Below are 12,585 nucleotides of genomic sequence, written 5' to 3'. Positions count from 1 at the left end.
CGAAATCATTCCCCGCAGTCCGGCCCGCAGGCCTCTCCGAAGAAGGCCGCGGTCTCGGCGTTCGCCTGGAGCGCCTTGAGCAGCCGGTCCCGCTCGGCCTCGTCGACGGGCACCGGCACCAGCTCGCCCGCGCCGGTGAGCCGGCGGAAGCCGCCGCGGCTCTCCAGGCGCCCCCGCACGCGTACCGGCAGTCCGACCAGGTGCGCGTGTCCGGCGATGCGGTAGTCCTCCTCGCCGAGGGTGATCCGGACCTGGCCGATCTCGGCGCCGGCCAGCACCCGCAGCCGGATCGTGCCCTCGCCGCGAGGTCCGGAGCGGTGCATCCGTACGACGGTGCCGGTGATCCGCACGGTGACGGACGGTTCCGCGCGCCGGTAGCGCAGGCCGGCCTCGCGCAGGGCGGGCAGGTCGCCGGGCGAGAACTCGACGGGCTCCGCGGCGGCCGCGCAGCCCTCGGGCACCCCGGCGGCCGGGGCCCAGGCGACGCCGACCCGGGCGCCCTCGGTGCCCCGGACCAGGGCGACGAGGGCCTCGGTGAGCTCATGGCTGACGCCCGCGGCGACGGCCGTGTCGAAGGCGTCCATGCCGCCGGTCGCCCGGCGGTAGTCGACGGCCTCGCGGGCGGCGTGCAGGGCGTGGTGGAGGCAGACGGCGAGGGACCGGCCGGTGGTGACGGGGGCGAACGCGGTCAGCCGGCGGCCGCCCGGTGCGGGTCCGACGAGGACGGTGTCCAGCGCGGCGGCGGCCGGGCGGCGATGCCGGGCGCCGTGGAATCCGGCCCGGGCGCGGGTGGCGAGGGCGGCCGCGAGCAGGGTGCGGCGGGCGGCGGAGCGCAGCTGTTCCTCGGCGGTCCAGGCGGTGGCGCCGCCGGGGCCGGCCGGTATGTCACGCCACCAGTGGATCTCGTCGCTGGGCACGGTGAGGGAGAGCAGGATCTCGCGGGCGGAGGGTGTGCCGCTGCGGGACAGGGCGAGCAGGGCCTCGGTGAGCAGGTCCTCGCTGTCGGGGAAGGCGCGGCTCACGGGTACCAGCAGGCTGGTGCCGGTGCCCGGTCCGGGCGGGGTCCAGCGGCCGTAGCGCCCGGTGGCGCCGCCGCGTCGCTGCCAGCCGTGGCGGTGCAGCAGGGCGGTGAGCACGGCGGGGTCGATGTCGGCCGGCTCGGGCGGGGTGCCGTCGAAGAGGGTGTCGGCCGGATGCGGGCGCACGGGCCGCAGGGGATCCCTGGTCGGGCGGTGTGTCACGGTGTTCCTCCCGTCCCGACCCGCGTCATGATCTCGCACAGCGCCCGGTCGTCGAAGATGCGTGAGGTGGGGATCCGTACGGTGGTGCGGTGCCGGCCGGTGACCGGGTGTCCGGCGAGGTTGGTCCAGTAGCAGCAGTGCCGCAGATCGAGCCGGTCGTGGCCGGCGCGCAGCCAGTCGTCCTGCGAGCGCGGAACGATCATCACGACGAGGATCTTGTGCACCGTCACCGGTGTGCGGGCGAGCTTGGCCAGGTGGGCGTTGTCGAGCGTGAAGGAGAAGAAGCGGCCCGGTGGGTCGGGGGCGATCTGGTAGGTAGCCTTCAGCTGCACCTTGATGGTGACCTCGTCGTCGAGGATGTGTCCGGCGGCGCTGTGGCTGACGTGCCAGTCGATGCCGTTGTCCGGGAAGGGCTGCGAGAGTGAACAGCCCGCGGCTGCCGCGACGGCGTGGAGATAGCCGACCTGCAGCGTCTCCATGCAGGCGGTGGTGGCGAGGGTGCCGCGCGTAGGTGGCGTGCGCTCGGGCAGCAGCCCGCCCCGTTCGGGCTGCGCGATGGCCATGACCAACAGCCTTCCAGAACAGTGGTGTTCCCCGGGCGGGTCGCTGAACTGCGGCGACCCGTACTCCTGTTGTCTCCTTCCGGCGTACGGTGCAAACAGCCCGGGTATCACCGGATCGGGCAGTGGACGATGCGTCAACTGCCGATGGTGAACGAGGGGTTGTTGGGTATGGCGTGCTGGTATGAGGGGCCGTTGGCCGCTTTCGACACGGAGACGACGGGTGTGGACGTCGAGACCGACCGCATCGTGTCGGCCGCCCTCGTCGTCCAGGACGCGCCGGGCACCCGGCCGCGGGTGACCCGTTGGCTGGTGAATCCGGGGGTGCCGGTGCCGGCCGGGGCGACGGAGGTGCACGGGCTGACGGAGGAGCATCTGCAGCGCAACGGCCGCTGGCCGGCGCCGGTGATGTACGAGGTGGCGGAGGCGCTGGCCGAGCAGGCCCGGGTGGGCCGGCCGCTGGTGGTGATGAACGCGCCGTTCGATCTCACCCTGCTGGACCGGGAGTTGCGCCGGCACCGGGCGTCGTCGCTGAGCCGCTGGTTCGAGCGGACACCGCTGCTGGTGCTGGATCCATGGGTGCTCGACAAGCACCTGGACCGCTACCGCAAGGGCCGTCGCACGCTGACCGACCTGTGCGCGCAGTACGGCGTCGAGTTGGAGGCGGCGCACGACGCGGCGGCGGACGCGGTGGCGGCGCTGGAGGTCGCTCGGGCGGTCGGGCGGCGTTTCGCGTCCCGGCTGGAGCGGCTGTCCCCCGGTGAGCTGCACACCCTGCAGGCGGTGTGGCACGCGGCGCAGGCGCGGGGTCTGCAGGCGTGGTTCGCGCGCAGCGGCACGGAAGAGGTGGTCGACCCGGCCTGGCCCCTGCGCCCGGACCTGCCCGCGGCGGCGTGACCTCGTATCCCCTGCTGGGGGATGTGGCGCACAACACAAAGAGAGCGACGTGGTCCGCGATGTCTGCGGATACACGTCGCTCTCGCGAGCGTGGGCGATACTGGGTTCGAACCAGTGACCTCTTCGGTGTGAACGAAGCGCTCTCCCACTGAGCTAATCGCCCGGGAACGCACTGAACAATACAGGTCCGGGGACGCTTCCTTCAAACCGCTTCCAGGTATGCGGCCAGTCCGCGTCGGCCGGCCCGCATCATCCGTGCGTGGTTGACGCGGAAGACGGGCCGGCCCGGCACGGCGAGCAGGCGCAGCAGCGGCTTGCGGACGTCGACCTCCTGCTCGTAGTGGGCGAAGCAGCCGTGGGCTCCGAGGGGGGTGACCGTCCAGCGGGCCCAGCCGTCGAGGTCGCCGGACAGGCCCGCCTCCAGGACCCCGGTCTCCCGGTCGCGCCGTCCCTCCCGCACGGTCGAGGTCAGGTCGTACGGCAGGAGGGAGCGGATGGTGACGATGCCGCTGGTGTCGTCGAGGCGGGTGACCTCGCGTACCTGCGGCCACCACAGGGGGTAGTCCTCGATCCGTTCCAGTGCGCCGTACACCGTGGCCGCGGGCGCGGACAGGGTCCACAGACTGCGCAAGCGGTAATGGTTCCAGTCCATGGACGCAGTGTTCCCGCCCGCGCCTTGGGTAGCCGGTGTCACCGGTACTAGTCCCAGGTCCAGCCCAACTTCGCGTCCAGCCCGGCCTTTTGGAAGGCTGGCTCGGATTCCCGGCGTCCGCCTGCGTCTTGAGGTCGAGCAGAACACCGCGCTTGTTGTACTTGCGCAGGAAGCCCACCGCATTCTGGAAGACATCCGGAGGATTCCTTCCGGATACCTGGGTCTGGAACTTCCCCGGGAACGCTTCCTGGTCGGTGAATTCAGACCTCTTCCCGAAGACCGCGACCCTCTTTTTGATGGCGATGGTGCGCGGTTCACCGCGCACGACGCGTAACGGATCGTGACCGTCCGCTCTCCGAAACCGCTGCCACCGCCCGCGTCTGCGTACCCGGCGCACACGACGAAGCGGCCCGGCTCACGGGTCGTGAGCCGGGCCGCCTGATGATCCGGTGGGCGATACTGGGTTCGAACCAGTGACCTCTTCGGTGTGAACGAAGCGCTCTCCCACTGAGCTAATCGCCCGGACGCAGGAAGAAGATTACCCCATGTCAGGGGGTGCCCGTGACCAGCGGGGAGCGGTGCACCCGCCCCCCGCCGCGCCTCACTGGCCCTCGATCTTCCAGGGCATCACGAAGCCGAACTTCCACAGATAGGCCCCCGCCAGTCCCGCCGCGATCACCAGGCCGATCGAGGTCAGGATGATGTTGCGGCGCCGCACCTTGGGATCCAGGGCCCGCTGGGCCGCTTCGGTGACCTTGCGCTTGGTCCAGCGCAGCACCAGCTGGGCCCAGACGAACTCGGTCGCCCAGATCGCCATACCGCCGAAGATCACGACCCAGCCCGGGCCGGGCAGCACCAGCATCGCCGCACCGGCCGCCACGACCGCGAGACCGACTACGAAGACGCCGACCTGCCAGCTCAGATGCAGTGCGCGGCGCGCCTTGACGAACTCGGGCGCCCGCGATCCGAGCGGTCGCTCCTCCCGGTCTTCACTCTCGTCCACCGTCACCCCGTGGGCCACTGCCGCGGCCTCGCCAGACATATCACTCCCCGTGTTCATGCAGCCGAACACTACCGGAGCGAAACACATCACCGGAATGGGCGCATGCCGCGAACGATCTCTCGGCCGGAAGAGTTACGTAAACACACGCAAAACACTCAGAGGGGTTTACAACGGCACCGTAGGTGGCATGTCGATTTCGCCGACGTGCGAATCCCCGAGCGCACACTGAGCGAAAGGCCCTGGCGCTTATGAACACCACGGTCAGCTGCGAGCTGCACCTGCGCCTCGTTGTGTCGAGCGAGTCCTCCCTGCCTGTCCCCGCAGGCCTGCGGTACGACACGGCCGACCCCTACGCCGTGCACGCCACCTTCCACACCGGAGCCGAGGAAACCGTCGAGTGGGTGTTCGCCCGCGACCTCCTCGCCGAGGGACTTCACCGCCCCACGGGCACCGGCGACGTCCGCGTCTGGCCGTCGCGCAGTCACGGCCAGGGCGTCGTGTGCATCGCCCTGAGCTCACCGGAGGGGGAAGCCCTGCTCGAGGCCCCCGCACGGGCCCTGGAGTCCTTCCTGAAGCGCACAGACGCCGCCGTGCCGCCCGGCACGGAGCACCGGCACTTCGATCTCGACCAGGAGCTCTCGCACATCCTGGCGGAAAGCTAGGCGAGGCTCACCGAAGCCGCCCGGCGCCGTCGACTCGGGGAGACGGCTCGGGCCCGGACAGCCGCTTACGCGCAGTCGTAGGCGGCTCCAGCACAACGGCGCCGACGTCGCGGGTCTCCGCGGCCGGCGCCGTTGTGCTGTGCGCGACCGGGAACGACTGGGGGTGCTCGGGCGTTGGATTCGAAGCCATGTGCGGAGCGGGGAGGTGCGGGGTGCGCCGGAGCCACTACCATCGGCCAGCATCGGCGGGCGCCCGCCCGACCCCCAGGCCAGGGAGCGAATCGTGCTGATCACCCACGACACCCGGTGCGCGCTCGACACCGTGGTCGATCTGGTGAACACCGCGCCGGAGGACGACACGACGCCGGACGGACTGCCGGACGTCGGGGCCCTCGAGGTTTTCGTGCGGGACCACGAGGTCAGCGAGGTCGGGGTGCTCACCGAGTTCGACCTGGTCGCCGTGCGCAAGATCCGCGGCCGGTTCGCGTCGGTCTTCGCCGCGCCCGACGCCCGTACCGCGGCCGGACTGATCAACGAACTGATCGCGGCCGCGGGCACCACGCCCCGGCTCACCGACCACGACGGCTACGACTGGCACGTGCACTACTTCGCGCCCGGCGCCTCCGTGGCCGACCATCTCGCCGCCGACGGCGGGATGGCGCTGGCGTTCTTCGTGGTCGCCGGGGAGCAGGAGCGGCTGCGCCGCTGTGAGGCGCCGGACTGCCGGCACGCCTTCGTCGACCTCTCCCGCAACCGGTCACGCCGGTACTGCGACAGCCGCACCTGCGGCAACCGCCTCCATGTCGCCGCCTACCGGGCGCGACGCAAGGAAGCGGCGGGCTGACCGGACGCTTCCCCGGATGCCGTGCCGACGCGGTCCCGACGGGTGACGCCGGGTACCGCGGGTACGGCTCACAGCCACAGCAGGTCGTGCAGGGCAGCCGTGAGCAGCAGACACCCGATCACCGCAAGGAAGATCATCAGCGGTGGCTGGGAAAGGGCGAAGAGGCATCCGCGCGGCTCGTCCTGCTGCTGCGCGGCATCGCACTGTGTCGTGTCCAGCATCTCGCCGTGATGATGACGCATCGGGAGCGCACCACGCGATCAACACTCACGGAAAGAATGCGAGTTCGCCGAATCCGCAATCTACGGTTCGGGTTGTGATCACTTCCGGGCGCTCCCGGACGGCCTGTGACGCTTCGGCCGCCCCACCTCGTCATATGCCGTGCTTCTTGAGGATGGCCTCGATGTCACTGAAGTCGTCGTCACCCCGGGACGCCGGTGCCTGCCGGGACTCCGGGCGGGTGCTCCCCAGGGCAGGCGCGGAGGCACCGCGCGCCACGGCATCGGGGGCTTCTGCCGCCCTGGCGGCGGCCTTGCGCTCCTTGCGTGTGCCGCCACGGCGGCGCTCGACCGTCCGTGTGGTCGCGAAGAGGAACCAGGACAGACCCAGCACACCGAAGCCGGCCCAGGCAGTGGGGCTGAAGGCGGTGTCGGCCAGCCAGTCGACGACGCCGGTCATCACCAGGCCGATCGGCACGAGCGAGTACGCGGCGATGCGGGCGGCGGCGAGGAAGCGCTTGCGGTAGGCCGTGACCACCGCGATGCCCAGGCCTGCCGCGGAAACGGCGGAGCAGACGGTCTCGGCAATCATCCGGTCCTCCAGGCAGCGTGCGGTCGCGGCGGTACTTTCCTCCCTTCCATCCTGCACCTGCCTGACCTCGTGGGGCCATGCTCCGGCCGGACATCAGGGACATCTCCGGGTCGGCTCCTCCGCGGGTGCCGTGCGGCCGAAGCCGCCCGGGGCCGATTGGGTGGTCGCGGACCGGACTGGGAGACTGTGCCCCATGAGCGACTCCTCCCCCGTCCGCCCCGCGGCCCCTCCCGTCCTCGACGTCTGGTGCGAGCTGCAGTGTCCCGACTGCCGCGGCGCCCTCGATGACCTGCGCGCACTGCGGGCCCGCTACGGCGACCGGCTGGAGGTGCGGCTGCGGCACTTCCCGCTGGAGAAGCACAAGCACTCCTTCGCCGCCGCCCAGGCCGTCGAGGAGGCCATCGAGCAGGGACAGGGCTGGGCGTACGCCGAGGCCGTGCTGGAGCGGGTCGAGGAACTGGACCGCCGGGGCGAGGCCTTCCTCGTCGAGGTCGCCCGGGAGCTGGGTCTGGACGCCGAGGAGTTCGACACCGCCCTGATCGACGGACGGCACATCCTGATCGTGGACGCGGACCAGGCCGAGGGCAAGGCGATCGGGGTGACCGGCACCCCGACGTACGTCATCGACGGTGAGCGCCTCGACGGCGGCAAGAGCCAGGAGGGCCTGCGGGAGCGCATCGAGGAGATCGTGGACCGCCTGCTCGCCGGGCAAGAGGACTGACGACCGCCGACGGCTACACGAGCGCCTTGTAGACCGAGTACTGCGTCGTGGCGTAGCCGAGGGAGTCGTAGAGGCGCTCGGCCGGTGTGTTGCCGGCGAACACGTTCAGCGCGATGAGGCGCCGGCCCGCGGCGACCGCCTGGGCCTCGGCGAGCTGCATGAGGGTGCGTCCGTGCCCCCTGCCGCGGTGTGCGGGGTCGGCCTCGACATCGAAGACGTAGGCCCGCTTCCCCGTCACCGACAGCCACAGGGTGCCCACCGCGGTGCCGTGGTGTTCGAGGACGCTGAAGAGCATGCCGTCGGTGTCCCGCCCTCCGGGGAGCAGCACGGCGTGGTCCCGCACGGCCTTGGCCCGTGCCTCGGCCTCCGGCACGCCGCGCCGGGTCCAGTCGCGCGCGTAGGTGTCCTGGCCCCTGGCCATCCAGGGGCCGTACTCGGCCTCGGTCATGGGCCGTGCCACGCTGCCCTCGGGCAGGGCGGGCGGGGTGTCGCCGAGCGGCTTCTCCATGGTGCGGTTGCGTATGACGTAGCCGAGCGCCGTGGCGAGCGCGAGCGCCGTGCCGGAGTCCGCGGGGACGGTCGCCTCGATACGGCGGCACCCCCAGCCGCGCGCGACCTCCTCCGCGGCGAGGGCGGCCACCGTGCCCCGGCCGCGCCGCCGGTCCGGTTCGTCGATGCGCAGACTCATGATCCGGGCCACGGCATCGCCGAACACGGGATGCGTGCCCAGGTGCACGGCTCCGACGGGACGGCTGTTCACACACACCCGATAGCGGCGCGAACGCGTACCGTCGGCGTTCTGCTGAAGCGGCTCGGCCGGCCGCAGGGTCGTCGTCATCGGGGAAGTTCTACCCGCCCGTCCGTCGCCCACCACCGCCCCCGCTCACGGGTCGAGGTCGGCCCCGGAACGCTCGTCGAAGATGCGCATGGCCTTGGCGGTCACCGGGCCGGGCGCGCCGGACAGGTCGCGGTCGTCGACGCGGTGCACCGCCTGCACGTCGCGCAGGGTCGAGGTGAGGAAGATCTCCTCGGCCCGCTCCAGGACGTCCAGCGGCAGGTCGGTCTCCTTGGCGCCGGTCCATTCGGCGGCCAGGGCGCGGGTGATTCCGGCGAGGCAGCCGGAGGCGAGCGGCGGGGTGTGGATCTCTCCGTCGAGAACGACGAAGACGTTGGAGCCGGTGCCCTCGCACAGCTGCCCCACCGTGTTCGCGAACAGCGCCTCGGAGGCGCCTCGTTCCCGCGCGCGGGCGAGCGCGACGACGTTCTCGGCGTACGAGGTGGTCTTCAAGCCGGTGAGCGCGCCGCGCTCGTTGCGCGTCCAGGGGACGGTGATGACTGCGGTGGAGTCGGGGCGGCGGCTGGTCTCGCCGAGGGCGACCAGGAGGGTCGGGCCCTGCTCGCCGCGGTCGGAGCCGAGCGGGCCGTGGCCGCCGGTGTAGGTGATGCGCAGCCGGCCGAGCGGCATGGGGTTGGCCTCGATGACGGCGGCGCAGGCGCGGCGGACCTCGTCGAGGTCGGGGTCGGGCAGTCCGAGACCCCGGGCCGACCTGGTCAGCCGGTCGAGATGCCGGGTGAGCGCGAACGGGCGTCCGTCCACGGCCTTCACCGTCTCGAAGATGCCGTCGCCCACGGTCAGTCCGTGGTCGAAAACGGAGACACGGGCGGACTCGATGTCCTGCAGCCCGCCGTCGAGCCAGATCTTCACCGCTGGGTCCCTTCACTCACCTCGTACACTCCCGACGCTACCGCGAGCAGCCGGGAGGCCTTCAGTTCGGTCTCCCGCCACTCCCTCTCGGGGTCGGAGCCCCAGGTGATGCCGGCGCCGGTGCCGAACCGCAGGACGGCGGCGCCGTCCGGGCCCCGGTCGATCCAGAAGGTGCGGATGCCCACCGCCAGCTCACCGGTGCCGTGATCGGCGTCGACCCAGCCGATTCCTCCGCAGTAGGGGCCGCGGGGCGCCGTCTCCAGGGCGTCGATGATCCGCAGGGCGCTCGACTTGGGGGCGCCGGTGACGGAGCCGGGCGGGAAGGCGGCGCCGAGGAGCTCGGGCCAGCCGGCACCGGCTCGCAGCTCGCCGCGCACCGTCGACACGAGGTGGACCAGCCCGGGGTGCTTCTCCACGGCGCACAGATCGGGCACCGTCACCGTTCCGGTGCGGCAGACCCGGCCGATGTCGTTGCGGACCAGGTCGACGATCATGACGTTCTCGGCGTAGTCCTTCTCCAGCAGGTCGGCCTCGGTCCGGCCGGTCCCCTTGATCGGCCCGGACTCGACGGCCGACCCGTCCCGGCGCAGGAACAGCTCGGGTGACGCGGTGGCGATCTCCACGCCGTGCCCGGGCAGCCGGATCGTTCCGGAATACGGTGCCGGATTGCCCCGGGCCAGCAGGGCGGTCAGGGCGTCCACGTCGGCGTCCGGCGGCACGGGCGCGGAGAGCACACGGCAGAGGTTGGCCTGGTAGACGTCGCCGGCGGCTATGTGGTCCCGTATGCGGCGGACGCCCGCCGTGTATGCGGCGCGGTCCAGGGAGGACGTCCAGTCACCGGCCGCGGGACCCCGCCAGGCCCCCGGTACGGGTGCCGGGACCGGCCGCTCCCGGACGTCACGGAAGCGTGCACAGGTCAGCCGGCCCTCGAAGTCCGCGACGACCGCCCAGAAGCCCGTTGAGTCCAGGGCCGCGGGGTCGTCCGTGACGTCGAGGAGCCCGGTGGCGAGGCGCCGGCCGAAACGGGCAAGAGGCGGGAGGTCAAGCACGTGACGAGTCTATGGCGGGCATGCTTGGGTGACGTGGTCACGCCCGTCGGCACGTCCGTGAGCAGGCGCAGCGCAGCACGCTGGACAAACGGGTTTTTGTACTGGCCCCGGAATCCGCTAGAGTTCAGTTCGTCGCCGGGAAGCGCAAGCCGACCGAAACGACAGGCGGACGTAGCTCAGTTGGTAGAGCGCAACCTTGCCAAGGTTGAGGTCGCGAGTTCGAGCCTCGTCGTCCGCTCGAAGGAAGAGGGGGCTTCACGGTCCCCTGCACTCCTGGTGGAGTGGCCGAGAGGCGAGGCAACGGCCTGCAAAGCCGTCTACACGGGTTCAAATCCCGTCTCCACCTCCAAGGACGATTAGCTCAGCGGGAGAGCGCTTCCCTGACACGGAAGAGGTCACTGGTTCAATCCCAGTATCGTCCACTGGATCTCCGGATCCCCCGCGCGATTAGCTCAGCGGGAGAGCGCTTCCCTGACACGGAAGAGGTCACTGGTTCAATCCCAGTATCGCGCACGCAGTGCCCATGATCCGCTCCGTTGAGCGATCGTAGTCCCGAGGACGATTAGCTCAGCGGGAGAGCGCTTCCCTGACACGGAAGAGGTCACTGGTTCAATCCCAGTATCGTCCACACTTCGAAGCCCCCGGTCCTGCGACCGGGGGCTTCGGCGTGCGTCAGCTGGAGAAGAGCATGTGCCCGAAGCTCTTGTGACGGCGGTGACCGTAGTGGCCGCCGTGACCGGCGCCCCAGGCGGGCGGCTGTGGGGCCGGGTGCGCCTGGGGGGCGGGAGGTGCGGGCGGGGCCCACTGGGACTCCAGGCGGGTCAGCGACTCCAGCTCGCCGTAGTCGAGGAAGATCCCTCGGCATCCGCTGCACTGCTCGATCTGAACACCGTTGCGGTTGTAGGTGTGCATGGGGGCATGGCACTTCGGACACTGCATGATCGGTTCAACTCCTCGCCGGTCGTTCCCGCTTCGCGTATCGCCAGGACAGACTCCGCCCGGGCGCGGGTCGGTTGCACCCTACGTCGCGAAATTGGCTCAATCCGGCGGGGAGGACGGCATGCGCCCGCAGGCGTCGACGAGTTCCTGCTCCCCTTCGTCCAGCGGCCGCTCCGCGAGGACCGCCTTGGTGATGGCCCGGGCGGCGGTCTGCGCCGTGAGGGCGCGGGCCGGGACGTCCAGCACGGTCCAGGGATCACCGTCGGCGGGTACGGCGGGGCCGTCGGCCGCGCGGTAGGCGGTCAGAAAACGGTGCCACTCGTCGGGGGCGAGCAGTCCGCACGCGAACCAGGCCGCTGGACGGGCCAGGTCCCATGCGGGGACGCCGGTGCCGAGGTCGTCGGCGTCGATCAGCAGCCAGGGGCCGTCGGGGGCCGGGTGGCGTATGAGCTGGCCGAGATGGAAGTCGCCGTGGCAGAGGGTCGTGGCGTCCGGCATGGGGGCCTCGCCGCGGGCCCAGGGCGGGAGGGCGGACCAGGCCCGCAGTATCGGTGCGGTGCCGGGGTGGCGGGGGGCGGTGGCCCGGAGGCGGTCGACGGCGTGGGCGGCCTTCGCGGGGCCGCGCATCGGGGGTACGGCGATGGGGGGTGCGGTGCGGTGGAGGTGGGCGAGGAGTACGGCCGCGGGCTCCCAGGGGGCGGCCTCGGGGTCGTCCGGGTCGACGGGGATGCCGTACGGCCAGAGGGTGACGAACCGTCCGTGCAGTTCGACGGGCGTCGGGGCGAGTGGGGGGAGGAGGATGCCGGGGAGTCGGGCGGCGGTGGTGACACGGAGGCCCAGGTGGGCGGGGTCGGTGCCGGGGGCGTGGGCCTTGGCGACCGTGTCGGCGTGGCGGACGACGGTGGTGTCGTCGCGGGTTGTGAGGGTGGCTGCTGTGCAGGGACACGGGTGGGGTGCGCGGGCGTGGGCCGTTGTCGCGGCGTGCGCTGTCAGCGCGGGGAGGAGGTCCGTGGTCACGGGGGTGAGGGTACGGGGGCCTGCCGGGCGGGGTTGTATGGATGGCCTGGGTGGTCCGCGCGGACCTGCGCAGAGGGGGTGCCCCGGGGTGAGGGGGGCCGGGGGTGGTCCACGCGGACCGGTGCGAGCGGGGTGCACGGGGTGGGTGCTGGCCGGGGGGTGATTGCGCAGCCCGGCGCAAGCAGGGTGCCGTCGCGCCCACCCGTGCCGCCCCAGCGGCACGACTGCCCGCGGAGGGCGGCAGCGGCCCGCGGAAGCGGCTGCCCGCGGAGGGCGGCTGCCCGCGGATCGCGGCATGGGCGCGGGAGTGGCGGCGCGACTGCCCGCGGAGCACGGGAGGGGACGGGGTGGGGGTGCGGGGTGGGGGTGTTCGCCCGCAGTGGCTGGCGCGGCCGTGCCCTCGGCTTCATCAACAGGCACAGTCGCGCCAGTCCGAGGACGGACACCCACGGCCCGGCCCCGCACCACCCACCCGCCGTGGGCGG

At 71.8% G+C, this 12,585-nt stretch carries 16 protein-coding genes and 7 tRNA genes; 10 read left to right on the top strand and 13 right to left on the bottom strand.

Features of this window, described 5'->3' with window-relative positions; translation table 11 throughout:
• Positions 1–5: 5 nt before the first annotated feature.
• Together AB0L56_RS08785 and AB0L56_RS08780 are read right to left on the bottom strand one after the other, a co-directional pair.
• Positions 6–1,241 carry a hypothetical protein gene (locus AB0L56_RS08785; protein WP_365420487.1) on the bottom strand — a complete coding sequence of 412 codons (1,236 nt, stop codon included), beginning with the start codon at positions 1,239–1,241 and terminating at the stop codon, positions 6–8.
• Entirely contained in the window at positions 1,238–1,804 is a 567-nt protein-coding gene (locus AB0L56_RS08780; protein ID WP_361033175.1) for a DUF4365 domain-containing protein, read from the bottom strand. The genes AB0L56_RS08785 and AB0L56_RS08780 overlap by 4 nt, the downstream gene beginning before the upstream one ends.
• Positions 1,805–1,972: 168 nt before the next feature.
• Here AB0L56_RS08780 and AB0L56_RS08775 point away from each other — a divergent pair, with 168 nt between their 5' ends.
• Positions 1,973–2,698, top strand: coding sequence for a 3'-5' exonuclease (locus AB0L56_RS08775; RefSeq protein WP_361033172.1), 726 nt, complete (start codon positions 1,973–1,975; stop codon positions 2,696–2,698).
• A gap of 91 nt (positions 2,699–2,789) precedes the next feature.
• Here the strand turns inward: AB0L56_RS08775 and AB0L56_RS08770 are convergent.
• Positions 2,790–2,861: transfer RNA gene (locus tag AB0L56_RS08770), tRNA-Val, on the bottom strand.
• 39 nt (positions 2,862–2,900) lie between these two features.
• On the bottom strand, positions 2,901–3,350 hold the full coding sequence (locus AB0L56_RS08765; protein ID WP_365420484.1) for an SRPBCC family protein: 450 nt from the start codon (positions 3,348–3,350) through the stop codon (positions 2,901–2,903).
• Between AB0L56_RS08765 and AB0L56_RS08760 the strand changes: the two genes are divergently transcribed.
• Entirely contained in the window at positions 3,349–3,684 is a 336-nt protein-coding gene (locus AB0L56_RS08760; RefSeq protein WP_361033166.1) for a hypothetical protein, read from the top strand. The genes AB0L56_RS08765 and AB0L56_RS08760 overlap by 2 nt on opposite strands.
• A 116-nt stretch (positions 3,685–3,800) precedes the next feature.
• Here AB0L56_RS08760 and AB0L56_RS08755 read toward each other — a convergent pair.
• Both AB0L56_RS08755 and AB0L56_RS08750 read right to left on the bottom strand, forming a co-directional pair.
• A tRNA-Val gene (locus tag AB0L56_RS08755) sits at positions 3,801–3,872 on the bottom strand.
• Between the two features lie 79 nt (positions 3,873–3,951).
• Positions 3,952–4,410, bottom strand: a complete 459-nt coding sequence (locus AB0L56_RS08750) for a TIGR02611 family protein (protein WP_361037240.1) — start codon at positions 4,408–4,410, stop codon at positions 3,952–3,954.
• 191 nt (positions 4,411–4,601) lie between these two features.
• Here AB0L56_RS08750 and AB0L56_RS08745 point away from each other — a divergent pair, with 191 nt between their 5' ends.
• On the top strand, positions 4,602–5,015 hold the full coding sequence (locus AB0L56_RS08745; RefSeq protein WP_004002642.1) for an SsgA family sporulation/cell division regulator: 414 nt from the start codon (positions 4,602–4,604) through the stop codon (positions 5,013–5,015).
• Between the two features lie 283 nt (positions 5,016–5,298).
• The gene (locus tag AB0L56_RS08740; protein ID WP_361037242.1) at positions 5,299–5,859 is read left to right on the top strand and encodes a CGNR zinc finger domain-containing protein; all 561 of its coding nucleotides are present in this window, start codon (positions 5,299–5,301) and stop codon (positions 5,857–5,859) included.
• Between the two features lie 68 nt (positions 5,860–5,927).
• On the opposite strand, the gene AB0L56_RS08735 is transcribed toward AB0L56_RS08740, so the two are convergent.
• On the bottom strand, positions 5,928–6,101 hold the full coding sequence (locus AB0L56_RS08735; protein ID WP_365420702.1) for a hypothetical protein: 174 nt from the start codon (positions 6,099–6,101) through the stop codon (positions 5,928–5,930).
• Between the two features lie 130 nt (positions 6,102–6,231).
• Positions 6,232–6,669 carry a hypothetical protein gene (locus AB0L56_RS08730; protein WP_365420479.1) on the bottom strand — a complete coding sequence of 146 codons (438 nt, stop codon included), beginning with the start codon at positions 6,667–6,669 and terminating at the stop codon, positions 6,232–6,234.
• A 193-nt stretch (positions 6,670–6,862) separates the two neighbouring features.
• On the opposite strand from AB0L56_RS08730, the gene AB0L56_RS08725 reads away from it, so the two are divergent.
• Positions 6,863–7,390 carry a DsbA family protein gene (locus tag AB0L56_RS08725; RefSeq protein WP_365420476.1) on the top strand — a complete coding sequence of 176 codons (528 nt, stop codon included), beginning with the start codon at positions 6,863–6,865 and terminating at the stop codon, positions 7,388–7,390.
• Positions 7,391–7,403: 13 nt separating this feature from the next.
• Here the strand turns inward: AB0L56_RS08725 and AB0L56_RS08720 are convergent, their stop codons facing one another.
• The 3 genes from AB0L56_RS08720 to AB0L56_RS08710 are packed head-to-tail and all read right to left on the bottom strand — an operon-like array spanning position 7,404 to position 10,144.
• Positions 7,404–8,228 carry a GNAT family N-acetyltransferase gene (locus AB0L56_RS08720; protein ID WP_365420473.1) on the bottom strand — a complete coding sequence of 275 codons (825 nt, stop codon included), beginning with the start codon at positions 8,226–8,228 and terminating at the stop codon, positions 7,404–7,406.
• 45 nt (positions 8,229–8,273) lie between these two features.
• Positions 8,274–9,095 carry an aminodeoxychorismate lyase gene (locus AB0L56_RS08715; RefSeq protein ID WP_361037252.1) on the bottom strand — a complete coding sequence of 274 codons (822 nt, stop codon included), beginning with the start codon at positions 9,093–9,095 and terminating at the stop codon, positions 8,274–8,276.
• Positions 9,092–10,144, bottom strand: coding sequence for a chorismate-binding protein (locus AB0L56_RS08710; RefSeq protein ID WP_365420470.1), 1,053 nt, complete (start codon positions 10,142–10,144; stop codon positions 9,092–9,094). Before AB0L56_RS08710 ends, AB0L56_RS08715 begins: the two co-directional genes overlap by 4 nt.
• A gap of 165 nt (positions 10,145–10,309) precedes the next feature.
• Between AB0L56_RS08710 and AB0L56_RS08705 the strand changes: the two genes are divergently transcribed.
• The 5 genes from AB0L56_RS08705 (at position 10,310) to AB0L56_RS08685 (ending at position 10,772) form a co-directional block, all read left to right on the top strand.
• Positions 10,310–10,382: transfer RNA gene (locus AB0L56_RS08705), tRNA-Gly, on the top strand.
• A gap of 37 nt (positions 10,383–10,419) precedes the next feature.
• Positions 10,420–10,493 (top strand) — tRNA-Cys (locus tag AB0L56_RS08700).
• A 1-nt stretch (position 10,494) separates the two neighbouring features.
• Positions 10,495–10,566: transfer RNA gene (locus tag AB0L56_RS08695), tRNA-Val, on the top strand.
• A 19-nt stretch (positions 10,567–10,585) separates the two neighbouring features.
• Positions 10,586–10,657 (top strand) — tRNA-Val (locus AB0L56_RS08690).
• 43 nt (positions 10,658–10,700) lie between these two features.
• Positions 10,701–10,772: transfer RNA gene (locus AB0L56_RS08685), tRNA-Val, on the top strand.
• Positions 10,773–10,816: 44 nt separating this feature from the next.
• Here AB0L56_RS08685 and AB0L56_RS08680 read toward each other — a convergent pair.
• Both AB0L56_RS08680 and AB0L56_RS08675 read right to left on the bottom strand, forming a co-directional pair.
• Positions 10,817–11,083 carry a zf-TFIIB domain-containing protein gene (locus tag AB0L56_RS08680; RefSeq protein WP_361037256.1) on the bottom strand — a complete coding sequence of 89 codons (267 nt, stop codon included), beginning with the start codon at positions 11,081–11,083 and terminating at the stop codon, positions 10,817–10,819.
• A gap of 99 nt (positions 11,084–11,182) precedes the next feature.
• Complete coding sequence (locus tag AB0L56_RS08675) at positions 11,183–12,100, bottom strand: aminoglycoside phosphotransferase family protein (protein WP_365420466.1); 918 nt, start codon at positions 12,098–12,100, stop codon at positions 11,183–11,185.
• Positions 12,101–12,585 lie beyond the last annotated feature (485 nt).

It is taken from the genome of Streptomyces sp. NPDC052079 (assembly GCF_040680275.1).
Taxonomy (GTDB): domain Bacteria; phylum Actinomycetota; class Actinomycetes; order Streptomycetales; family Streptomycetaceae; genus Streptomyces.
The sequence above is the reverse complement of the archived record's forward strand: the minus strand, read 5'-3'. Positions and strand labels throughout refer to the sequence as shown.